Origin of the sequence: Jeotgalibacillus haloalkalitolerans, assembly GCF_034427455.1 — a bacterium.
Lineage (GTDB): Bacteria > Bacillota > Bacilli > Bacillales > Jeotgalibacillaceae > Jeotgalibacillus > Jeotgalibacillus haloalkalitolerans.
Map to the genome: position 1 here is coordinate 364,239 of NZ_JAXQNN010000002.1, position 21,895 is coordinate 386,133.

Below are 21,895 nucleotides of genomic sequence, written 5' to 3' on the forward strand. Positions count from 1 at the left end.
CATCATGCCTCCTGTATCGTTACATAAATCCATTCTCTTTTAAGTATGACTCATCTATCCCATTCGTTTGTGGATGCATCAGATTCTGCACATATTTTGCAATCATGTCACACTCTATATTTACTTTGCTGCCTGGAGATTTCGAGGCAATAATCGTATCATCTGCCGTCTGTGGAATCAGTGAGATCATAAACGAATTCTTTTTAACATCGAAGACAGTCAATGACGTGCCATCAACCGCCACAGAGCCCTTCATCATAAAGTATTTAATCAATTCATCCGGCACCTGAATATAAATATAAATCGCGTTTTCTTCTTTTTTCATCGATTGTATCACACCGGTTCCATCTACATGCCCGCTTACAAAATGACCACCAAAACGTCCGCCGGCAGCCATCGCACGCTCCAGGTTCACTTTAGATCCTTTTTTTAGTTCATGCAGTGTCGTCGACTTCATCGTTTCGGGCATGACATCAACAGAAAACTGATGATCTGACAGGCTGGTTACTGTCAGACAGACACCGTTGATGGCAATGCTGTCACCAATTTTAGCGTCATTGAGTATGCTGCTGCAGGTAATGGTAAGAATCATGGAATTTTTTCCTTTTTGAAGGTTATGGACCGTGCCGACTTCTTCAATTAAACCAGTAAACATTTATTCATCTCCCTTTGGACTTGCAATCACTTTAATGTCAGAACCAATCATTTCAACATGCTCAATCGTTAAATTGAATGCCTCATCCATCAATTGGATTCCATTGCCGCCTATCACTCCTTTTGCATCCCGTCCTGTTATCAGTTTAGGTGCAATATAAGTGATAAAGCGGTTAACTGCCTTTGCTTCAATAAATGAAGCGTGGATTTCACTCCCGCCTTCTACATATACTGAATGGATATCATTTTTAAACAGATAAGTCAGCACAGATTGAACCTGAATCGATTCCTGATTCATCCTGCAGACATTCACGTTCACTAACCCATTTAGTTCGCGCTCTTTCTCTTTATCTGCATTCCTGCCGCAAATGATAAACACTTCAGCTTCACCATCATGCAATAACTTTGATTGCAATGGAATTGTGAGTTTTGTATCCAGTATGACTCTTTTCGGGGATACTCCTCCTTCCGGAAGTCTTACAGTTAACGAGGGATTATCCCGCTTTACTGTGTTAACCCCTACAAGAATCGCATCATGCATGTGTCTGTCCCGGTGAACGTCTTCCCTGGCAGCACGACCCGTCACCCATTTACTGTGCCCGGAATTAGTAGCAGTTTTCCCATCCAGGGACATTGCTGTTTTTAAAGTGATAAAAGGTTTTTTATACTTCATTGCGTAAAAGAAATACTCATTCAGCTTATCTGTTTCTGTCTGGCAGACACCTGTTGTTACATCAATTCCGGCTTTTTTCAGCTTCCCGATTCCGGTTCCTGATACTTTCGGATTGGGGTCCACACTGCCAATGACAACCCGCTTCACTTTCTTCTCAATAATTAAATCTGCACAGGGCGGTGTTTTCCCAAAATGTGAGCATGGTTCAAGCGTGACGTATATAGTTGAGCCCTCAGCATGACTGCCGGCCATTTGCAGCGCATACACTTCAGCATGTGCTTCTCCCGGCTTTAAGTGAGCCCCCATACCGACAACTCTTCCATCTTTCACGACTACACTGCCTACTGCAGGGTTTGGCGAGGTTTGTCCCTGAGCAGCAGAAGCGAGATTAATTGCAGTTTTCATCCATTTTTCATCCAAATGCATCATCTCCCCATAACGTCCATACAAGTCCTGTCAATTAAATATAAAAAAACTCCCTTGATCTTAGGGAGTTTAATCATGACGAAATAAGCGTTCAACATTTCTGTTAAAACGCAATTCCTTTCTCCCATCCAGACTTTAACTGTCGGCTTTGGAATTTCACCAAATCCACCGGTAACACCGGGTCACGGACTAAGAGCACATGCTCATCACCGCCGGTAGGGAATTTCACCCTGCCCCGAAAGGTACGTTATTTTATTGTCTTACTATTATGTCGGATTTCGCTCACATTTGTAAAGGAAACAGTGTTCAAATTAAGATTCTTTCTGAAAATTCTTTTCTCTTTAAAATGATTAAAGTAGAATTAAGGTATAAATTATTCTTTAAGGAGGGCTGTCATATGAAGGTTTTGCTCAAAGATGCAGTCGTATATCCAATTACTGCTTCAATGATTCAATACGGTGATGTATTAATTGAGAATGGAATCATAAAAGAAGTGAACGATACAATTTCAGGGCATCAGGATGCTAAGGTGATTGATTGCTCCGGACAGCATTTAACACCCGGACTAATCGATGTGCATACGCATCTTGGCCTTTATGATGAAGGGACCGGCTGGGCTGGTAATGATGCGAACGAATCAATTGAACCGATGACACCTCACATCCGTGCAATTGACGGGGTATATCCTCTCGATGAAGGTTTTTTCAATGCCCGGTCACATGGTGTGACGACGGTGAATATACTGCCGGGAAGTGCGAATGTGATCGGAGGTATTACAGCCATTATTAAGACCAACGGGAAAACCGTGCAATCAATGATTGTGAATCCGGAATCCGGACTCAAAATGGCACTTGGTGAAAATCCTAAACGGATGCATTCCAGCGGTTCAAATGATTCGATTACGCGAATGGGTATTATGGGTATGTTAAGAGAACAGCTGTATCTGGCAAAAAACTTTGATGGAACAAACGATCTTCGTCTCAGTGCCCTTCAAAAGGCCTTAAGCAGGGAAATCCCTGTCAGGATTCATGCTCATCGTGCTGATGATATTGTGACAGCGATCAGACTTGCAGAAGAGTTTGACCTTGATCTGCGTATTGAACATTGTACTGAAGGACATCTGATTACAGAAGAAGTAAAAAGGTCAGGAGCTAAAGTGTGTGTAGGACCAACATTCACACGTAAGTCAAAAGTTGAGCTGAGAAATAAATCGTGGAAAACGTATCAGGTTTTATCTGACGCCGGAATTGAAGTCTCCATCACAACAGACCACCCTTATACTCCTATCCAATATTTAAACGTGTGTGCTGCAATTGCAGTAAGAGAAGGATTATCCATTCAGGCAGCACTCGAAGCCATTACAATTAATCCTGCGCGAAACCTTGGAATTGATCAGAAAATCGGCAGTATAGAGCCCGGAAAAGAAGCTGATCTGGTCTTATGGAGCGAGCACCCGCTACATTTTATGTCTTCTCCTGTATTCACGATGATCAAAGGGGAAATCGTCTATCAGGCCTGAAAAAATTATTTTTAAATAAGGCAAAAAAACTATTCTCAAACCAATAAAAATTTTGTATGATTTAGATGCAAAGATGTAGAAGAAACTGAATAAGTTTACGATACAAAGATGCCATAAGACTGTCATATGAGTCTGTTATGGAGGGAAGGCAAATGGTGCGCCACCAGCTGATCAGCTGGTTCTAGTGGGTTCGATTCCCACCCCGAAATTTTTTATGAACGCAATGAAAAATTTCGAGGGTGGTGTACTACAGTTCCTGTCAGGATACTGCCCTTTTTTGGAGGGCAAAACCATGATTAAAAAACGTGACGTACACGAGAGCCAGGCTCTGTTTGAGCTAATGACGCATCCCGACGTATTCCCATATGTCAGACAAAAAGCTTCATCTTCTGAAGAATTATTGTTTATGATTAAACAAATGATTGAAGCTGAAGAACGCGGTGAAATTATTTCAAGAACCATTCTTGATGAATGGGGAAATCCCGCAGGTACGATCAGTTTATTTGATGTGCAGAATAATAGTGGATTTTTAGGCACTTGGCTTGGAAAGCCTTATCACGGTCTGGGTTATAATCAGGCTGCAAAAGAAGCTTTTTTCAATGAGCTCTTTTACGAACTTGGAATCGAAAACGTCTATCTGAGAATCAGAAAAACGAATGTGAGATCACAAAAGGCTGCTGAGAAGCTTCCTTACGTAGTCTCTGCCAATGAAACGAATAAAGCTTTATATAATGAAATTAATAAAGAAGAAGATCTATTTAATCTGTATGTCATTTCAAAAGACTTATATACACTTGTCCACATGCGTACACAGGATGAAACTGAAAATGCACTGGAAGCATAAAAATCACCGGACCTTTGCCCGGTGATTTTTTTATGCTCTATTTAATGCTGTGATCATATCTTCTTCATCATTTAAAATTTCAACCGCTTTATTGTTCAGATTCTCATGATCGAGTGCCAAAACCAGCACTTCCGCTACATCGCTTCTTGTAATCTCACCCTGCCTGTCATCAAGCACTTCAGCAGCTCTGATTTTATCTGTTCCTTTTTCATCAGTAAGCAGTCCGGGTCTGATAATTGAGTAATTTAATCCGCTATTTTCAAGGTGCTGATCAGCTGCATGCTTCGCTTTGTAATAATCTTCCATATCATCACTTATATCCATGGATGATAAATCACCTGCGCCTATTGCGCTCAGCATGACGAATTTTTTTACACCTTTTTTAACAGCAAGATCGATTGCTTTAATCGCACCTTCTTCATCAACTGATTTAGTCTTCTCAGGTCCCGTATGGCCTCCCGACCCGGCTGCGAAAATAACCGCATCAACCTCTTCATATGCTTTTTCAAAATCACCTTCAAGGTTACCCAATACAGGCAGTCCGCCAAGCTTTTCAATTTCCCCGAACTGTGATTCTGTTCTGACCATACCTCTTGCATAATATTTATTTTTTTTAGCCAGCTTATCAACCGTTAATCTTCCTGTTGTACCATTTGCACCGATTACAAGAACATCCATTATATGATTCCTCCATTTCATGTAATGGTTCTCTTTTCCCGATCTGAAAACTGATAAACGGATGACCGGACATATGAAAAAACAGCGGACAAATTAATGTCCGCTGTTTTTAGATAACCTTGTGATTTCTTCAGCCATTTGACTGATTGTATATGATGTTGGTGCCTCATCCATTTTTTCAATCATGGTCCACTGCTGATCTCTTAACTGTCTGACAGCAGTCAGCAGTGTCTCAGTTGTTAATTCTTCTTCTTCAAGCTTTAATGCAAACCCCTGTTGAACAAATGAATTTGCATTCAGAATCTGATCTCCCCTGCTCGCTTCTTTTGAGAGCGGGATCAGAATCATTGGTTTTTTTAATGCAAGAAATTCAAATATAGAGTTAGAACCCGCCCTTGAAATGACTAAGTCAGATGCGGCAATCAGGTCGGGCAGTTCATTGGAAACAAATTCATATTGAATGTAATCAGGATGATCATTTTTGATCACATTTCCTTTTCCGCATAGATGAATGATTGAATAATGTTCAATTAAATCAGGCAATGCATCCCGGACTGTTTCATTAATACCTTTTGCACCTAGGCTTCCACCCATAATCAGGATCACGGGTTTTTTCTGGTCAAGCCCTGCAAACGTCATACCTTTTTCTCTTTTACCGCTGAAAAGCTCCTCACGGATGACGGCTCCTGCACACGTGGATTTTTCTGCTGGTACATATTGAAGTGTTTCTTTAAAAGTCGTGTAAATCTTAGTGGCAAAAGGCATTGCCAGCTTATTTGCAAGTCCTGGCGTTACATCAGATTCATGGATTGCCACCGGGACTCCAGCCATTTTAGCAGCAAGTAATACAGGGACAGAAACAAATCCGCCTTTTGAAAAAATCACATCAGGTTTGATCTTTTTAATTTTCATATATGCCTGTACCGTTCCTGCTAAAACACGGAAAGGATCTGTAAAGTTTTTCAGAGAGAAATATCTTCTTAATTTCCCGCTTGAAATCCCGTAATAGGGAACATCCGGGAATTTTTCAGTTATAATATCTTTTTCAATTCCATCATGTGACCCGATATAGGACACCTGCCATTTATTTTTCAGAAATTCAGGGATAAGTGCAGTGTTCACTGAGACGTGACCTGCTGATCCTCCACCGGTAAATAATATTTTATTCATGTGATACTCCAATCTAAAAGTTCATTACCAATCTATTATACCTGAATCAGTTGAAACGAAAAGAGCCGTTTCCCTTTATAATTGAATCTGCTACATTCAGCCCACTCATGACTACCATTGGAGATCCTCCTCCGGGGTGTGTGGACCCACCGGTATAATAAAGGTTGTGAATAAATTTACTCTTATTTCCCGGTCTTAAAAAAGCATCTTTCATTGAGTTCGATGAAATTCCGTAAATTGAACCTTTGTAGGCATGAAAAAGATGTTTTAGCGAATCAGGTGTAAATAACTTCTCACATTCAAGTTGTTCACGGATTGGAATCCCCTTCTTTTCAAGTGTACGGTAAACCTTCTCTTTATATGAATGAATATCCGGTATGTGTGCTGCAGGTGCATTGATCAGAATAAATAAGTTACTGCCCTTTGATACCGTTCTGTCTGTATATGCACTGTGACTGATATAAATTGTTGGATCATCAGGCAATTTTTTATGTTTGAAAATATCCTCAAATTCCTTGTTGTAATCCTCAGGGAAATATACCTGATGATGATGAATATCAGGCTGAAATTCTTTCAGGCCGGCCAGAATAACAAAAGCAGAAATTGAAGGTTCATATTGATCAAGCTTTTGATCCGGTAAGCCTGGACGGTCGGCTTCCTTGATCAGATTTTTTGTGGAAGTGACATAGTCACCATTTATCACAATTTGATCAAATTCAAAAATTGTTCCGCTATCAGTTATTAAGCCATATGCAGTTTTTTCTTCTACCAACAGTTCTTTGACGGTTTCATTGTAAAGGATTTTGCCGCCAAGCCTGTTGAATACATCTTCAAATGCCTCAGCAATTTTTGTATTCCCACCCTTAACGGTAAAAACACCTGACACCATTTCAAGATACCCAATCATCGCAAACGTTGCAGGACTCTTGTATGGGGATGAACCGATATATGTAGCATAGCGATTAAAGACTTTTTGCAGATCAGGATGGGAAAAGTATTTCTGATTAAAATGAGCCAGCTTTTCAAAAGGTCTCACACGCATAAATGCTTTTGCCATTTCGGGATCCATGAAATCTTTCAGCGATGTGATGGCTTTTGGAAAAAAAGCCTTTTCTGAGATTTTATAAAGACGTTCAATTTCCTTTAAATAATCCCAATATACAGAAGCGGCACCAGGATCAATTTCGGTAAGCTGTCTGATCATTTCATCAGGATGAACAGATTGGGTAAATACTGTACCATCCGGAAAAATATTTTTTGTATGACGTTCAAGTCTCATAAATGTCAGATAATCTTTCAGATTGAATCCTGTGTTTTGCAGAACATTTTCAAAAACCCAGGGCATTGTAATGGTATTCGGTCCAAAGTCAAAGTGGTACTCTCCCATTTTGACTGGCATCATTTTTCCCCCGGCATGCCGGTTTTTTTCAATGATCGTCACTTGATATCCCTTTGACTGAAGTCTGATGGCAGCTGCGAGTCCACCCAGACCTGCTCCGACTATACAAATATTTTTCAACGGTAGATTCTCCCCTTCCACGTGTAACCACTGCCAGTTATTCCTTTAATTGCTGCCGTAAACAATAGAATGACTAATGCAATTGCTGATATCGGCATCAGAAGAAAGTGCAGCTTTGATTGCCCGGTAGCCAGGTCGATTAAAAATGTCTGCATAAAGATCAGCAGCAGCGGCAGACACCACAGCCATTCCTGATAGATTATTCCGTAAAAGAAAAAAACTAGCGGCAAGAAATAAAAACTGATATAGAACAATGCGACAATCACTGCTCCAGGCACAGAACGTCCAAGTCCAGTGAAAATATTTTTAGTGAACCCTTCCCAGACTTCTGCATTCGTTTCATACATATCACATGATATTGAGTTTGTAATATTACTTAATATACACCTGTAGCCATTGCGCTTTAATACTCTTGTCAGGTGAATATCCTCCACTAGTGAATTCCTGACAGTTTCATGGCCGCCTGACTGGACATAAGCGTTTTTATCAAATAACATGAATGCACCATGAGCAGCAGTAAATGCAGGCTTTTTGGTGAAATTTGCTACTGCATTCGGTAAATGAAAGAATACAAAAAAATGCTGCATTGGAACGAGTAATTTTGCAAGAAACGTTTTTGCCGGAAATCGGGGGAATCCCGTAATCAGACCTGCTTTATTTTTTTTAAGCAGGTAAAGTGCTTTTAAAACAGCATCTGGTTCCACTCTAACATCCGCATCAATAAAACAGTAATAGTCCCCAGTTGCCTCTTTACTTAACTGATAGCATGCGTATACTTTCCCTACCCACTGTTCAGGTAACGGCTTCCCCTGAATCACTTTAATATCGCTGCTGAATTGTTCGAGTATGCTTTCAGTTTGATCTTCAGAATGATCATTTAATACAATAATCTCTTTGTTGGCATATGAAGTATCCAATATAGACTGAATAACTCCGGCTGCGTTGCCTTCTTCATTTCTCATTGGAATTAAAAAAGATATCCTAGAAGACTGGTCGTCTGTTCTATTTTTTAACCTGGGCATTGTGAGGATATTCAGGATTGTCAGCAGCAAAAAAATCAATAATATACATATATAAATAACCACGTCTCAATCCTCCTTCGGGCTTATGCAGTTACTTTCTCTTTAAAGCCTCAAGCCATTCACTGGAGGTTTTAAAGCCTTTCACAAATCCTTTAAAGTGATGTAGCTCTTCATTGATAATATCTGCTTTCATCTGATCGAGCGACTGCTCAAGTGATTGCCGCAAAACGTCACTTTTTTCTTTTCGGTTCAGGCTGGTAAGCGCTTCAGACTGAATCGGCTGCCCTATTGTAATAAAGAGCTCGGGACGCTGATCATGACGAAAAGTATAACAGGCTGAAACCGGAATGATTTCTGCATCCGGATTTTTTTCTGCCAGATAGGCAGGGCCGTTCATAAATGATAGCGGCCGTTTATCCAGATGCTCTTCTTTACCCTGCGGAAAAATCCACACAGACTTTTGATCTTTTAATAACTGATCAGCGAATTGCAGACTTCTGATTAGAGATTTCGGTGATTCAGGATCAACCGGAAATGCGCCGATCTTTGAGAAAAAAGTAAACTTTTCAATACCGTCCCTACTCATCATGGCGTAGGCATCTTCATGTAATAAATATCGGTTAAGATAAAAAACAATTAAACCATCCCACCAGCTCGAATGATTCATAATATATAACCTTGCTTTATCAGAAGACTGATGCTGATTATGGATGTAGACTCTGTAAAAATGCTTTTTTAATTGCCAGGTTAAATATTTTCCGAGTATATATTCAGTTCGGGAAGATTTGTTATTCATCGGAACCTCCTGCTGATCATCAAATAAATGAGGTAAGTAATCAGGAGTCCTGCTGCGGTTGCAAAAATAGCAAAGTACAGCTGATATGCAAATGCAGTGATGACAAACATGATAATCATTAAAAAGTACAGCCAGTTTGTACGCTTTGTCCATGTTTCATCTGATGACGGCCCCGCCATAAAATAAACGATAAATTGAATAATAAATGAAACATAAAACCAGGCGATGAAATTCTGTGTCGGTATATCATAATAAGGACCTGTATCATCCCACACCCAATACTGTTTTGCCTGATAAGCGACAGGATCGATGATTAAATCCATACAAACCGCTAACAGCGATGTAATAAATGCAAAACCAAGTCCTTTTATAAAGCTTTTTGGTTTTCCCAATAAACGGGTCATTAAACTGAGTGAAGTAAATATGACCATTACCCAGGCAAATCCAATGGTCAGCGGAACTCCAAAAACCTGAATTCCGAAATCCTGTTCATAATGATAGGCCCCGAATATAATGCCATATTTTACACCGAGCGATTCAGCCCACATAGTAAATGCCATAATGATGACGCTGATGATAAACCCTCTCAGGTTACCAAGAACCTTCATTCCATAATAAATAGACAGAATGCCTGCCAAATATAAAAATACAGCATTTGCCCACTCCAGGAATGGAGGCAATAAATCAAATGCAACTAATATAACGCCAATTCCGTACCATACTAAAAAAACTTTCCAGACAACATTCATTCAATCACCTTCCAGGCCTTTAAAATAGTTTGTTATGTTATAATGCTCTGAGATTTAAAATCTAGTCACTAATAGGTGTAATAGAAAGCGAGCCGGATTTTTTATGGAGCAAACATTTAATCTGAAACAAAAGCTGAAACAATTTTCGGTTATTCTGATCCCGATTCTTGTCACGCAACTTGGCTTATTTGCAATGAATTTCTTTGACACGATTATGTCAGGTCAATATTCTACCGCGGATCTTGCAGGTGTTGCTATCGGATCTTCACTCTGGATGCCAGTATTTACAGGCCTATCCGGTATCCTTCTTGCAGTAACGCCAATTGTTGCGCAATTAATTGGCGGTAAAAAAGAAATGTATGTAAAAAACACAGTGATCCAGGGTATATATCTCGCAGTCATTATGGCAGTGGTCATTTTAATCGCCGGATTGATTGCGGTTAATCCGATTCTCTCTATGATGAATATTGATAATGAAGTCCGCAGAGTTGCGGGGCTTTATCTGGCTGCGCTTGCTGCAGGAATCATTCCATTGTTTGTATACAATGTTCTGCGTTCTTTTATTGATGCACTTGGTTTTACCAGAGTAACGATGTATGTCACGCTCATGTCGTTACCGCTTAATGTCATTTTTAACTATATCCTTATATTCGGAAAGCTTGGTTTACCTGCGCTTGGCGGTGTTGGTGCGGGTGTAGCTTCAGCCATTACGTACTGGCTGATCTGCATCATTTCAATTGTGATCGTACACCGGAATCGTCCTTTCAGCGAATATCAGGTATTCAGGCATAAGGTAAAAGCCGATTTTACAAAATGGAAGGAAATTCTTCTAATCGGCATCCCGATCGGTTTTTCTATATTTTTCGAAACAAGTATTTTCTCTGCAGTCACGCTATTCATGAGTGTGTATACGACAGAAGTGATTGCCGCTCATCAGGCAGCGATCAATTTCTCTTCGTTTTTATATATGATTCCTCTCAGTATATCAATGGCGCTCACAATTGTCGTCGGATTTGAAGCAGGAGCCGGCAGATTGAAAGATGCAAGAACTTATGGTTACATGGGTGTGTCAATCGCAGTTTTAATTGCTGCAACAGGCGGAATACTGACCTATATATTCAAGGATGCCGTTGCCGGTATTTATGTAACAGATCAGCAGGTGATTAATCTGACAGCACAATTTCTGATATTCGCAGTATTATTCCAGTTGTCAGACGCAATTCAGGCTCCGGTTCAAGGTGTATTAAGAGGATATAAAGATGTTAATATTACACTGATCATGACAATGATCTCATACTGGGTCATTGGTCTGCCGGTTGGATATCTATTAGCAAATTATACAGAATGGGCATACTTTGGATACTGGATCGGTTTAATTGCCGGACTTACAGCAGGCGCAATCACACTGACAATCAGAATGGTTATTATACAGCGGAATAAAATGAAGGCAGCTCCCGGTTATTAACCGGGAGCTTTCTATTTTCTATAGATTTTACCTAATACATCCTTCCCGCCTGTTACAGGAATAATCGCACCTGTGATAAATCCTGAATCTTCATGAATCAGAAATGAAAGCACTCTCGCAATATCTTCACCACTCCCAGGTCTTCCAACCGGATTTTCATGGTCCTCAGAGCCAATCGCATCCTTAATGCTAAGCTCTTTCCAGTCCCCCTCGATATCTCCGGGACAAATCATATTGGCTGTAATGCCATTTTCAGCTTCTTCAAGTGCAATTGTTTTAGTCAGCGAAGCAAGACCGCTTTTAGCAGAAGCAAAGGCGGAACGGTAAACCCAGCCCGGTACACTATCAACACGGTCATATCCAAAAGTGACGATCCTTCCCCACTGATGTTCACGCATAATTGGAATGATATGCTTTGATAAATAAAATACTGCACTCAAATTCCCATTAACCATCTGATCCCATTCGTCAAAGGAATACTCAGTCATTTTCTTCCTTTCTGCAATGTAGGGACCTGCATTATGAATGAGAACATCAATTTTTTCAATACCATAATCATTGATTTGATTGATTAACGCTAAGCTGCCTTCCTTAGAAGCAATATCTGCTTTGATCGCAATACATTTCTTTTTACTCAAATCGCTAAGATCAGAAGCTAATTTTAAAGCATGCTCATCATCAGATCTGTAATTGACAATAACCCTGTAACCCTGGGAGGCAAGGAATGACGCAGTAAATTTGCCAATTCCTTTTGCCCCCCCCGTTATTAATATTGTTTTATCCATTGACGTCAACTCCACATGAGATTCTTAATCTCATTGTATGGATAAACGTTTATGGAAAGCAAATATTAACGTGTTTAATCAATGATGCCGGTACTTGACAGAGACATATCCACAGTAACCTCTATAGGCAGTTCTGAAAACTTTTGATGCCATTCATCCTTATCCCACTCTTCAGGTGCTAAGGCAGCAGTCATTCTGCCAATTCCTAATATATCTGATTGGTTTTCCTGCAGAATCATAAACAGAGCTTCAGTATCTTCTTTGATTGTTTTCTCCCACCATGCTTCTACAGACTTTAATTTTTCTGCGCCTACTAAATGATCAGGTCCATACTCAGCAATTGCTCCTTTTAATTTCACTTCAACTGACAGACTGAATGGATTTTCTTTAAACTTAAGATTTGTTTTTGAATCTTTCATCTCGATTGTCATCCAATTTGAAACTTCCGGCTGTTCATCTTCTGAAAATTTCTTTGTCAGACGAAGGATTCTCGGTGTTTCGTTTCTTAAAATATTGAACAAAGTAGACTGATCATGGTCAAGATAGACATCAACGTAACGGTCTTTACTGAACAATGAAGTGCCTACAGCCTCTACCCTTTTTAAGTCTTCTCTGTAAATCAGAATCGGCATAAACAGATCTTTTCCAGGATCAAGTAATATTGTACATGCCTGTTGAAGAGTCATTTTAGGTATTACATTAATAATCTCTGAACTTTCGAGCAACCCTGCGAAATATTCTGATTTGTTTTTTTGTGACTCTATTGGCTGCTCTAATAACTCTTTTGCAGAAGTATCAGTCATAGCCATTCGTGCATTGAGGTGATGCTTGGGATCTCTATAAACTACATCTATATAAGGATAGATTTGATCTCTCGCTAAGTCATTTCCCAGTATCATTACCTGCAGTTTTGAAAAGTCTATATGCTCAGCGACAAGTGTATCGATATGATAACGGCTATCGCGAACTGTATTTTCATTTGTCGATAATACATTTACTTCTTCAATTGCTTCATCAACAGGAGGGGCTACTGATGTTGTCTGCTCAGAGCCATCTTCTAGTACATCATAGCCTACTGTATAAACCAACTGTACATCTTTAAGTAAATTCTGATCCCAGCACCCTGACAATAAACAAATACAGCATAGCAGCAACACATATTTTTTCAACGATCTCCCACCTTTTTTCTCAGCAAGCTGACTAGAAGTGTAAATATCGGAATGATGATCGTAAATGTCAGCAACATGATGAACAGTTGATCCTGAAGCAAGTTAATTTCAGATTTTGTTTCAATAAAAATTGAAATGATAAAAACAATAAATGTACTGATTACAACTGAATATTTATGTGATTTCAGTTTAATCAAAGCCTGTATTCCTATTCCCGCAATAAATAAGTAATTTATACAAACAGCTGTTGAAATAATAATCCAAAACGTCAAAAACAAAATGTCAATCCTGTCAATAATCATCAGGCTTAGTGCCTTCATAATGTATAAAACCGGATATGGTACAATTTTTATCTCGTCAATGTAAAAAAACAACTGTACAGATATTATCAGAAATATATAAAACAACGTGACCAGCGCAGTGCCAACCATTCCTTTTCTCAACTCTGATGATCTCTTTTCATTTTTTAAAAAGTGTGAAATAAATAAGATCATTTCAAAGCCCGATAGTGCAGCGATAGCAGGAACTACTCCTTCAATGATTGCCTTCAAGCCTTCTGAACCTATCGGTAATAAATAATAAAACTGAGGTGAGGCATATACAAATAAAACAAGAATTAAAAATATCGGTATCGAAAAAGAAATTAGTACTGAAAACCTTGCGATCAGAGAAATGTTTTCTATAGCCAGATAAACAGACGGTATAAGAAGCATCAGAATTACGACCCAATTCGGTGTATAAATATTAATCCAGTCAGTGATTAATTGCTGATATGAAACAGTTACCAGAATCAAAATAAATAAAATATATAAGATTGTTAAAAGCAGAAAAACTTTACCTAAAATCCGGCCAAATACGATTGTTAAAAATTCAAAATAGGAAGTGGAACCGCATCTTAATAACAGCCAGATATATATCATCACAACAATTTGTACAGCCAGACCACCTATTATCATTGATATCCAGGCATCCTGACCAGCTTTCACTGCGATTGTGGATGGCATAGATAAAGCAGAAATACCCATTTGAGTCTGCAGGGTTAAAAAACATAATTGCCAACCTGTCAGTTTATTTTTTTGCATGTTTCCACCACCGGTTTTTTCCAAACCTTTTACGTTGAATTGGATTAGCATCTGCAGAACGTGTATTTTGCTGTGGAGCAGGTATCCTGATGAATGTGTCTTTAATTCCAGACACGTGAAATGGCGCAAGTGGTGATAAGTATGGTGTAGTAAGTGATTCAAGCTTTATTAAATGAATCATCAAAATAACCAGTCCTGCTGCGACACCCAGAAAGCCAAACAACGATGCAATTATCATAAACGGAAACCTTAAAATTCTAATCGTTGTGTTCATTTCTACAGAAGGAACTACAAATGAGGATATAGCAGTAAGTGCAACGACAATCACCATTAAATTTGATATAAACCCTGCATTTACTACTGCATCCCCAATAACAAGTCCACCAACAATACCGATTGTCTGACCAATAGGATTCGGCAGTCGGATACCTGCTTCACGAATTAATTCAATTGTCAATTCGAGGATCAATGCTTCGACTAATGGAGGATACGGGATGTTTTCAACTGCTCTTTTTGCAGGTAACGTAAGAGCTTCCGGTATAATTTCAAAATGGTAACTAATTGTAGCAATATAGAGTGCAGGCAGTAACAATGCAATTAAAAAACTAGCAATCCTGAGTAAGCGGTAAAAAGTTCCGACTATAAATCGTCCATTATAATCATCTGGAGACTGATAAAAAGAAAAAAAGTTTACAGGTGCAATCAGTGCGGTAGGTGAACCGTCCATCATAAAGGCAATTCTTCCCTCCATCAGATTAGCTACTGTCCGTTCCGGTTTTTCAGTATTTAAAAATTGCGGAAATGGTGTATAATTACTATCTTCAATAAACTCCTCAATGTGACCGACACTAAATGCAACATCGACATCAACTGCGTTTAATCTCATCGTGTACTCTTCAACAAGCATCGGGTCAGCAAGGTCATTTAAATAAATTAGTGCTGTTTTTCTATGAGAGTGAGAGCCGATTGAAAAATATTTAATAATCAGATGAGGACTTTTCAGCCTTGACCTGATCAGATTTAAATTAACAATTAGATTCTCATTAAATCCGGTGTGGGATCCTCTTACAATCTGCTCGTTTTTAGGTTCCTGGATCGCTCTTTGGAAAATTTTAAGAGACTTCACACTTGTGATTGACCAGGCCCCGGCATCATTGGTTATGAGCACCGTATCTCCGTTTAGTAATAATTTTATCGCTTCACTAAATGAAATATCTGAAGATTGGTTTTTCACATCAAGTGTATCCGGAAATTCATCAGTCTTCCAGAACATATCACTTATCCATTCAAGTAAATCACTCTGCTTGTCAGTATCTACCAGGGATTCGTAATAAAGAATAGCTGTCTTTTTATCAAGGTAATCTAAAATAACAGTTGCCAAGTCATCAGAGTTACCTGAACTGAAATTAACTTGTTCAATCAATTCATTAAAAGACTTACATTGATTAATTTGATTCAGTTTTTTAAACCTCTTCTGATCTTTTTTCATATAGACACATCCTTACAATCAGTATGTCTAAAGATGAAAAAAATAATCAAAAAAACTCTCCAATGATGGAGAGTTTTTGAATGTGATGTTATTTATTTACCGATAAACATTTGAGTCCAGTAATTTCCGTTCTCAACATATCCTACCCCAATGTGAGTATATGATGTACTTAAAATATTTTTACGGTGTCCTTCACTGTTCATCCATGCAGTTACAACCTGCTCTGGTGTCCGTTGCCCCATCGCAATGTTTTCACCAGCTGAACGGTAGTCAATTCCGTAAGATTTCATCATATCAAAAGGTGATCCATAAGTTGGGCTGGTATGAGAAAAATATTGATTTCTCGCCATATCAGCAGACTTCTCTTCTGCTACAACTGAAAGTTCTGTGTCAGCTTGCAGTGCCGGCAGACCATATTTGCTTCTTTCCTGATTTGTTAATTCAATTACCTGAGCTTCAAAGCTTCCAAGTTCATCAGCTGAAGCTTCATTTTGTGGCGCCTGTACCTCTGGTTCAACTTCAGGTTCAGTATTTTCTTCAGCTGGTGCTTCAGTTACATTTGCAGGCGTGTCAACTTCCTCTGCAGGCACTTCAGCTCTTTCTACCGGCATCTCAGTTTCAGTATTTGTTTCTGGTGCCGCCTGCTGTTCGACAGGTTGTGTAGGCTCTTTTTCTACCGGTACTTCAGTTTCAGGTTCAGTCATTTTTTCTGCACTAGCTGGAGCAGCTTTTTTCCAAGTGATTTTTTCAAAATCCTTATAGTAAACTTGTATGTCATACTGCTTAATAATTTGTTCAATGTAGTTTTGATAGAGATCTCTATCCCAATGCGCACTTGCCGTACCTGAAGGCGCTAACAATGCGATTGCCACTGCTGCTGATGCAATTACTTTTCCAAACATGTAAATCCCTCCAAATGTGTTTTGTCTTTCGACACACTCATCTTATCATCCGTTTTCATGTAATAATGATGGGAGTATCTGGAGGGGTTTACATACAGGAACATTCTTCTAATCTATAAATCATTTATTTCAAATTTAGTGGATTCATTGTGATGATATATAGGATTTCTAAAAATATACCTCAGTAGAATTAATTAACAGGAATGCTAAAGGATCGCTTCACACGGTAAACATTACAAATAACTAGTGATTGACAGCATTATATGTCACGTGCTTTTTTAACATTTATGACAACTGTTTTTCATTTATTAAAGTTTTGTTCAAACAGGTCCTTTACATAATTTATCAGGATTTCCTGATGTCCTGAATTCAGATCAGACTGTCTGATCATTTGTATTGTAATCTGCAGCTTTGTTTCAGGCGACCGTCTGAGCCTTGGATGTGTATTTTCATCAGAAAGTTCACTCACAATTGAGGATTTCATATGCTCAATTGTCTCAAATGATCTGTTATTCCATAATGAAGAATATAATTGTAAGATCAGTGCTCTATCTGTCATCACTGTAATTCCATCAGTTCTTTTTTAATTTGATCTTCATCTAAATTTTCCCCAATAATGACAAAGTTAGCTGTCATTTTCATATCATGATCAAAAAACAGAGGCATCCCATATGAATATTGAAATAAAACAGGATACTTATCGCCCGTAAACGGAATAAAGCCTTTCATACGGTAGATAGAAGATGATGCATTTCTCAGCCATGCATCAAATGCCTCCCTTTCAATTGAATGCTGAAAAGTAAAAACAACCACATTTAATTGCAGCTCATGATTCACTCTGAGCTGTGTCGCGCCGTCAAATTTTTTCAGTCTTATCTGGTCAAGTAAGGTGAAATCAATTTTTGACTGTTCAGTCAAGACAATTCTCGATGATGTCAGTGATTGGATTTCATTTAGTATTACTGGAATCCGGCTTTCTGTGACCAGGTCCACTTTATTCAACAGAACAATACCGGCATACTTAATTTGTTCCCTCATCAGCTGAAGTGCCTGTATCGACAGCTCATCTCTTTTTTCCCATTGAAGGGCATCTACAGTTGTAATGATTCCCTTAAAGCTGAATTGATCAGCAAACAATGGAGATAACACGGAGTCTACCACTTCAACAGGATGCGCCACACCGGTTGTCTCGATGATTAATGTATCAAATCCTCCGTCAATTAATAATTGCTGGAGCTGACTTTCAAGTTTGTCCTGAATTGTACAGCAAATGCACCCGTCCAATAGTTCTGATAAAGGAATATCTTTATCTACTTCTTCAGAATCAATTGAAACTTTTCCAGCTTCATTCATTAAAACAGCCGGTGTACGTCCCTGTTCTTTTTCAAAACGAATCAGATTTTTTAATAATGTTGTCTTCCCGCTACCCAGAAATCCGGATAATAAATAGACAGGTATATTCTTACTCATCTTCTCATCCCTTCAAAAAAACCCGGCCATGCTGAAGGCCGGGTTTAATGTTTTATTTATGAAGCTTCATCAGCCTCAATATTTGCCTCTTCGATTAAATACTCTATTGCACGGTTTACCTGTGGATCATCTTTCTCAAGCTGCTCTCTTAAGCTCAGCATGATAGATGAAGCTGTTTCCGGACTGATCACGCCAGTCACTTCAAGATCATTATCTTCCTGGTAGGCTTCAACTGCACTGACAGTTTCCTCATCATATAAGCCATCAATATTACCAGGGTTTAATCCAAGTGCATCGAGCATTTGTTCAGCCACTTTCACATCTTCTGAAAGCATCGACTCTTCAAGATCTGCATCAATGTTTAAATAAGGTAACGAAGCATATTCAGGCATATCCACTTCAGTTGTAGGTGCGACACCCTTTTCATGCACCCAGTTGTCATCAGGTGTCAGCCATCTTGCCGTCGTAATTTTCATATTAGAAGAATCATTGAAGTCTTCCGCTGTCTGAACCGTTCCTTTACCGAAAGTATTTTTACCGAATAAAGGTATGTCTGCTGTTTCATTTACAGCAGCTGCAACGATTTCAGAAGCACTGGCACTGCCCTCATCAATAATGACAGCAGTTGGTACTTCCACTTTGTCGCCTTCCTGTGCAGCAATAACCTGCTTATCACCATTACTCTCTTCAATCTGAACAATCGTTTCACCGGCTGGTACAAACAGATTTGAGATTGAAATTGCCTGTGGCAGCAGGCCGCCAGGGTTTTGTCTTAAATCGAGCACAAGTGCCTCCATCCCCTGAGATTCAAGGTCCTGTAAAGCTTCTGTCAGCTCGTCATAAGTTGTTTCTGAGAAACTTGTCAGCTGTACTGTAGCGACATTCTGCTCGTCCATTTCATAATATACGGTTTCTAAAGGAATATCGTCTCTTGTAATCGTGACTTCAATTGTATCCTGTGCACCTGGACGCTGAATAGTCAGCGTCACGTCAGTTCCTTTTTCACCTCTGATCAGCATCACTGCTTCAGAAGCGCTCATTCCCTGAATACTCTCGCCATCCACGGCAAGAATCTGATCATTTGGCTGGATACCTGCTCTCTCAGCCGGAGAACCTTTAATTGGGGAAACTACCGTAATCAGGTCATTCATTGACTGAATTTCTGCGCCAATCCCCTGAAAGCTTGAAGTAATATTTTCATTAAACTGGGCAGTCTCTTCCTGATTCATGTAATCAGAGTAAGGGTCCCCCAGCGCATCCACCATTCCATTAATTGCTCCATTAATCAGGTCTTCTTCTTCATATTCCAGGAAGTAATCCTCCTGAATTGTATCGTACGCTTCATAAAGTTTATTAAATTCGGTACGCTCCTGCACACCTACTGTCACTGCCTTTTCATCACCAAATGATAAAGCAAAAATAGAAATACCGGCAGTTGCTAAAACAGTAAAGAATAAAAGCATCACGAAATGAAATTTCTTAATATTCACGTAATTTGATAAGGTTTCCTTCGCTTCTTCTTTTGTTACATCTTGATGCTCGTTATCCATTTTTTCACCACTTTCTAATCTTACGCGTATGACAATCTATTTTATCTTAACAGCTTTAGGTATATAGGAAAAGCAAAATCTGATCATTCATCAATATGTCGAAATTGATCAGTTGTATGTAATTAATATGAGCGCTTCGGTAACATTCTCCGCCCGTCCGCGTAAAGCGACCTTTATCCAGCAGCCAGCTTTAACAATGCCATTATGAAAACAAAACCGGCTGCAAAAATGCAGCCGGTAGGATCTTATTCTGCGATTGCAGCATCAAGCGCAACAACGATCATGTCGTTGAATGTGACCTGGCGCTCTTCAGAAGAAGTAGCCTCACCAGTTAAGATATGATCGCTTACAGTCAGAACTGAAAGTGCTCTTCTGCCGTGTTTAGCAGCAAGTGTGTAAAGTGCTGATGTTTCCATTTCAACTGCAAGGATTCCGTATTGTGCCCACTTTTCGTGCTCAGCATTGTCATCATAGAAAATGTCAGCAGTGAATACGTTACCAACCTGCAGGTTAAGTCCCTTTTCAAGACCTGCATCATATGCATTCTTTAATAGACCAAAGTCAGCTGCAGGAGCATAGTCAACTCCCTTGAAAGTTCTCTGGTTCATATTATTGTCAGTTGATGCAGTCATTGCAAGAATAACGTCTCGCACTTTTACATCTTTCTGGATTGCGCCGCATGTCCCAACACGGATCAGATTTTTAACACCGTACTCTTCAATTAGTTCATTTGCATAAATTGAAATTGATGGTACACCCATTCCAGTACCCTGCACTGAAATTCTGTGGCCTTTATATGTACCAGTGTACCCGAACATATTTCTAACTTCGTTATAGCAGGTTACATCCTCTAAAAATGTTTCTGCAATATATTTTGCACGCAATGGATCGCCAGGTAAAAGTACCGTTTCAGCGATATCACCTTTTTTTGCACCAATATGAATACTCATCATATTTCCTCCCTTACCTTTATGAAGCCTTATTGTAGCTCTTTTCATTGATTTTTTCAACTGATATGTAGATTCGGAGTTGCTACTAAGTATTTAGCTACTTTGATTCAGTCTGATACTCGTCCCAAAGTTCATCAAAAATCACGGCAAGTGAAAAATAATGCTCGGTAGTTTCTATATATTGGCTGATTTCGTTGTAATTTTTAGACCTTCTCGGGAAATCACCGTCTTCGTAAATTTTATTTGCAAGCTTTTCCTTGCCATCACGAGGCGTCGGCTCCCTGTACTTCAGCACATAATGATAAAACGTCTTCATTGTTCTCCCTCCTTATCGCTAAAAGATAACGGGTTATCTAAATTCTTTATTTTCATCACTCATTTTTTATTTCACCTTATCCAATTTAGCATAAAAAAAACTGTTCCCCAAGTTTAGGGAACAGTCATCACAATTATTTAGATGATACGTCCATTACAGTGTCCTGCCCTGCTTGAACAGATGAAGCTGATTTCTTTTCAATACCTGCCAGATCATCACCATTTGTTACGATGACTGGAGTAATAATGCTTTTAGCTTCTGCTTTGACCAGTTCAAGATCAAATGTTACTAATGGGTCTCCAACACTAACTTTTGAACCCTCGGAAACGTGAGCGTCGAACCCGTTTCCTTCCATTGATACTGTTTCAAGACCGATATGGATCAGAATCTCAGCTCCATTTTTAGCCTTAAGACCAATTGCGTGCTTTGTCGGGAAGACCTGAACCACTTCACCGTCAATTGGAGAAACAACTTTTCCTTCAGTCGGCTCAATTGCGATTCCGTCACCCATCATTTTTTGAGAGAATACAGGATCCGGTACTTCCTCAAGTGTTAGCAGATTACCTGTTAATGGTGATTTGATTTCGACGTTTTTTGGTGCTTCTTCTTTTTTACCGAATAATTTTTTTAGCATCTAATCACGCTCCTCATGTATATATAGACCAAA

Annotated in this window: 22 protein-coding genes and 1 riboswitch; of the genes, 3 read left to right on the forward strand and 19 right to left on the reverse strand. The window is 39.2% G+C overall.

The annotated features are described in order from the left end of the window. Positions 1 to 19: 19 nt before the first annotated feature. Positions 20 to 655 (reverse strand): riboflavin synthase, encoded by a 636-nt coding sequence (gene ribE / locus UFB30_RS06715; protein ID WP_322420917.1) that lies wholly within the window; start codon positions 653 to 655, stop codon positions 20 to 22. Beyond that, positions 656 to 1,753 carry a bifunctional diaminohydroxyphosphoribosylaminopyrimidine deaminase/5-amino-6-(5-phosphoribosylamino)uracil reductase RibD gene (gene ribD / locus UFB30_RS06720; RefSeq protein ID WP_322420918.1) on the reverse strand — a complete coding sequence of 366 codons (1,098 nt, stop codon included), beginning with the start codon at positions 1,751 to 1,753 and terminating at the stop codon, positions 656 to 658. Between the two features lie 112 nt (positions 1,754 to 1,865). After that, positions 1,866 to 2,000: riboswitch (FMN riboswitch) on the reverse strand. A 150-nt stretch (positions 2,001 to 2,150) separates the two neighbouring features. Between ribD and UFB30_RS06725 the strand changes: the two genes are divergently transcribed. Together UFB30_RS06725 and UFB30_RS06730 are read left to right on the forward strand one after the other, a co-directional pair. Next, positions 2,151 to 3,272, forward strand: coding sequence for an amidohydrolase (locus UFB30_RS06725; RefSeq protein WP_322420919.1), 1,122 nt, complete (start codon positions 2,151 to 2,153; stop codon positions 3,270 to 3,272). Between the two features lie 292 nt (positions 3,273 to 3,564). Then, positions 3,565 to 4,116, forward strand: coding sequence for a GNAT family N-acetyltransferase (locus tag UFB30_RS06730; RefSeq protein ID WP_322420920.1), 552 nt, complete (start codon positions 3,565 to 3,567; stop codon positions 4,114 to 4,116). 30 nt (positions 4,117 to 4,146) lie between these two features. On the opposite strand, the gene UFB30_RS06735 is transcribed toward UFB30_RS06730, so the two are convergent. From UFB30_RS06735 to UFB30_RS06760, 6 genes are all read right to left on the reverse strand, one after another. Beyond that, entirely contained in the window at positions 4,147 to 4,794 is a 648-nt protein-coding gene (locus UFB30_RS06735; protein WP_322420921.1) for an SDR family oxidoreductase, read from the reverse strand. A gap of 93 nt (positions 4,795 to 4,887) precedes the next feature. After that, positions 4,888 to 5,964, reverse strand: coding sequence for an undecaprenyldiphospho-muramoylpentapeptide beta-N-acetylglucosaminyltransferase (gene murG / locus UFB30_RS06740; protein ID WP_322420922.1), 1,077 nt, complete (start codon positions 5,962 to 5,964; stop codon positions 4,888 to 4,890). 46 nt (positions 5,965 to 6,010) lie between these two features. Continuing rightward, positions 6,011 to 7,483: a phytoene desaturase family protein gene (locus UFB30_RS06745; RefSeq protein WP_322420923.1), complete on the reverse strand. Its 1,473-nt coding sequence runs from the start codon at positions 7,481 to 7,483 to the stop codon at positions 6,011 to 6,013. Further along, on the reverse strand, positions 7,480 to 8,568 hold the full coding sequence (locus tag UFB30_RS06750; protein ID WP_322420924.1) for a glycosyltransferase family 2 protein: 1,089 nt from the start codon (positions 8,566 to 8,568) through the stop codon (positions 7,480 to 7,482). Before UFB30_RS06750 ends, UFB30_RS06745 begins: the two co-directional genes overlap by 4 nt. Before the next feature lie 28 nt (positions 8,569 to 8,596). Continuing rightward, complete coding sequence (locus UFB30_RS06755) at positions 8,597 to 9,301, reverse strand: lysophospholipid acyltransferase family protein (RefSeq protein ID WP_322420925.1); 705 nt, start codon at positions 9,299 to 9,301, stop codon at positions 8,597 to 8,599. Next, positions 9,298 to 10,050: a carotenoid biosynthesis protein gene (locus UFB30_RS06760; RefSeq protein WP_322420926.1), complete on the reverse strand. Its 753-nt coding sequence runs from the start codon at positions 10,048 to 10,050 to the stop codon at positions 9,298 to 9,300. Before UFB30_RS06760 ends, UFB30_RS06755 begins: the two co-directional genes overlap by 4 nt. A gap of 103 nt (positions 10,051 to 10,153) precedes the next feature. Between UFB30_RS06760 and UFB30_RS06765 the strand changes: the two genes are divergently transcribed. Then, a complete protein-coding gene (locus tag UFB30_RS06765; protein WP_322420927.1) occupies positions 10,154 to 11,515 on the forward strand; it encodes an MATE family efflux transporter in 1,362 nt (453 codons plus the stop codon). An 11-nt stretch (positions 11,516 to 11,526) separates the two neighbouring features. Here the strand turns inward: UFB30_RS06765 and UFB30_RS06770 are convergent, their stop codons facing one another. From UFB30_RS06770 to UFB30_RS06820, 11 genes are all read right to left on the reverse strand, one after another. Further along, positions 11,527 to 12,300 carry an SDR family oxidoreductase gene (locus tag UFB30_RS06770; RefSeq protein WP_322420928.1) on the reverse strand — a complete coding sequence of 258 codons (774 nt, stop codon included), beginning with the start codon at positions 12,298 to 12,300 and terminating at the stop codon, positions 11,527 to 11,529. Positions 12,301 to 12,374: 74 nt separating this feature from the next. Further along, positions 12,375 to 13,469, reverse strand: coding sequence for a Ger(x)C family spore germination protein (locus tag UFB30_RS06775; RefSeq protein ID WP_322420929.1), 1,095 nt, complete (start codon positions 13,467 to 13,469; stop codon positions 12,375 to 12,377). After that, positions 13,466 to 14,551, reverse strand: a complete 1,086-nt coding sequence (locus UFB30_RS06780) for a GerAB/ArcD/ProY family transporter (protein ID WP_322420930.1) — start codon at positions 14,549 to 14,551, stop codon at positions 13,466 to 13,468. Before UFB30_RS06780 ends, UFB30_RS06775 begins: the two co-directional genes overlap by 4 nt. Further along, the gene (locus UFB30_RS06785) at positions 14,538 to 16,040 is read right to left on the reverse strand and encodes a spore germination protein (RefSeq protein ID WP_322420931.1); all 1,503 of its coding nucleotides are present in this window, start codon (positions 16,038 to 16,040) and stop codon (positions 14,538 to 14,540) included. Before UFB30_RS06785 ends, UFB30_RS06780 begins: the two co-directional genes overlap by 14 nt. Positions 16,041 to 16,132: 92 nt before the next feature. Then, positions 16,133 to 16,942 (reverse strand): CAP domain-containing protein, encoded by an 810-nt coding sequence (locus tag UFB30_RS06790; RefSeq protein ID WP_322420932.1) that lies wholly within the window; start codon positions 16,940 to 16,942, stop codon positions 16,133 to 16,135. Positions 16,943 to 17,243: 301 nt separating this feature from the next. Further along, positions 17,244 to 17,501, reverse strand: coding sequence for a protein YoyC (gene yoyC / locus UFB30_RS06795; RefSeq protein ID WP_322420933.1), 258 nt, complete (start codon positions 17,499 to 17,501; stop codon positions 17,244 to 17,246). Next, the gene (locus tag UFB30_RS06800; RefSeq protein ID WP_322420934.1) at positions 17,501 to 18,412 is read right to left on the reverse strand and encodes a CobW family GTP-binding protein; all 912 of its coding nucleotides are present in this window, start codon (positions 18,410 to 18,412) and stop codon (positions 17,501 to 17,503) included. The genes yoyC and UFB30_RS06800 overlap by 1 nt, the downstream gene beginning before the upstream one ends. A gap of 56 nt (positions 18,413 to 18,468) precedes the next feature. Then, entirely contained in the window at positions 18,469 to 19,962 is a 1,494-nt protein-coding gene (locus tag UFB30_RS06805) for a lmo1851 family serine protease (RefSeq protein ID WP_322420935.1), read from the reverse strand. Between the two features lie 245 nt (positions 19,963 to 20,207). Then, positions 20,208 to 20,912, reverse strand: a complete 705-nt coding sequence (deoD, locus tag UFB30_RS06810; RefSeq protein ID WP_322420936.1) for a purine-nucleoside phosphorylase — start codon at positions 20,910 to 20,912, stop codon at positions 20,208 to 20,210. 97 nt (positions 20,913 to 21,009) lie between these two features. After that, the gene (locus tag UFB30_RS06815; RefSeq protein ID WP_322420937.1) at positions 21,010 to 21,228 is read right to left on the reverse strand and encodes a YozE family protein; all 219 of its coding nucleotides are present in this window, start codon (positions 21,226 to 21,228) and stop codon (positions 21,010 to 21,012) included. Between the two features lie 133 nt (positions 21,229 to 21,361). Beyond that, positions 21,362 to 21,862, reverse strand: coding sequence for a PTS sugar transporter subunit IIA (locus UFB30_RS06820; RefSeq protein ID WP_322420938.1), 501 nt, complete (start codon positions 21,860 to 21,862; stop codon positions 21,362 to 21,364). Between the last annotated feature and the right edge of the window lie 33 nt (positions 21,863 to 21,895).

What these genes read in the sequence shown, in the direction of transcription:
- murG (WP_322420922.1), bottom strand. Translation starts at nt 5,964, where the DNA reads ATGAATAAAATATTATTTACCGGTGGAGGATCAGCAGGTCACGTCTCA.
- deoD (WP_322420936.1), bottom strand. Translation starts at nt 20,912, where the DNA reads ATGAGTATTCATATTGGTGCAAAAAAAGGTGATATCGCTGAAACGGTA.
- UFB30_RS06805 (WP_322420935.1), bottom strand. Translation starts at nt 19,962, where the DNA reads ATGGATAACGAGCATCAAGATGTAACAAAAGAAGAAGCGAAGGAAACC.
- UFB30_RS06765 (WP_322420927.1), top strand. Translation starts at nt 10,154, where the DNA reads ATGGAGCAAACATTTAATCTGAAACAAAAGCTGAAACAATTTTCGGTT.
- UFB30_RS06735 (WP_322420921.1), bottom strand. Translation starts at nt 4,794, where the DNA reads ATGGATGTTCTTGTAATCGGTGCAAATGGTACAACAGGAAGATTAACG.
- UFB30_RS06815 (WP_322420937.1), bottom strand. Translation starts at nt 21,228, where the DNA reads ATGAAGACGTTTTATCATTATGTGCTGAAGTACAGGGAGCCGACGCCT.
- UFB30_RS06785 (WP_322420931.1), bottom strand. Translation starts at nt 16,040, where the DNA reads ATGAAAAAAGATCAGAAGAGGTTTAAAAAACTGAATCAAATTAATCAA.
- UFB30_RS06790 (WP_322420932.1), bottom strand. Translation starts at nt 16,942, where the DNA reads ATGTTTGGAAAAGTAATTGCATCAGCAGCAGTGGCAATCGCATTGTTA.
- UFB30_RS06755 (WP_322420925.1), bottom strand. Translation starts at nt 9,301, where the DNA reads ATGAATAACAAATCTTCCCGAACTGAATATATACTCGGAAAATATTTA.
- UFB30_RS06730 (WP_322420920.1), top strand. Translation starts at nt 3,565, where the DNA reads ATGATTAAAAAACGTGACGTACACGAGAGCCAGGCTCTGTTTGAGCTA.
- UFB30_RS06800 (WP_322420934.1), bottom strand. Translation starts at nt 18,412, where the DNA reads ATGAGTAAGAATATACCTGTCTATTTATTATCCGGATTTCTGGGTAGC.
- yoyC (WP_322420933.1), bottom strand. Translation starts at nt 17,501, where the DNA reads ATGACAGATAGAGCACTGATCTTACAATTATATTCTTCATTATGGAAT.
- UFB30_RS06760 (WP_322420926.1), bottom strand. Translation starts at nt 10,050, where the DNA reads ATGAATGTTGTCTGGAAAGTTTTTTTAGTATGGTACGGAATTGGCGTT.
- UFB30_RS06780 (WP_322420930.1), bottom strand. Translation starts at nt 14,551, where the DNA reads ATGCAAAAAAATAAACTGACAGGTTGGCAATTATGTTTTTTAACCCTG.
- ribD (WP_322420918.1), bottom strand. Translation starts at nt 1,753, where the DNA reads ATGCATTTGGATGAAAAATGGATGAAAACTGCAATTAATCTCGCTTCT.
- ribE (WP_322420917.1), bottom strand. Translation starts at nt 655, where the DNA reads ATGTTTACTGGTTTAATTGAAGAAGTCGGCACGGTCCATAACCTTCAA.
- UFB30_RS06725 (WP_322420919.1), top strand. Translation starts at nt 2,151, where the DNA reads ATGAAGGTTTTGCTCAAAGATGCAGTCGTATATCCAATTACTGCTTCA.
- UFB30_RS06820 (WP_322420938.1), bottom strand. Translation starts at nt 21,862, where the DNA reads ATGCTAAAAAAATTATTCGGTAAAAAAGAAGAAGCACCAAAAAACGTC.
- UFB30_RS06770 (WP_322420928.1), bottom strand. Translation starts at nt 12,300, where the DNA reads ATGGATAAAACAATATTAATAACGGGGGGGGCAAAAGGAATTGGCAAA.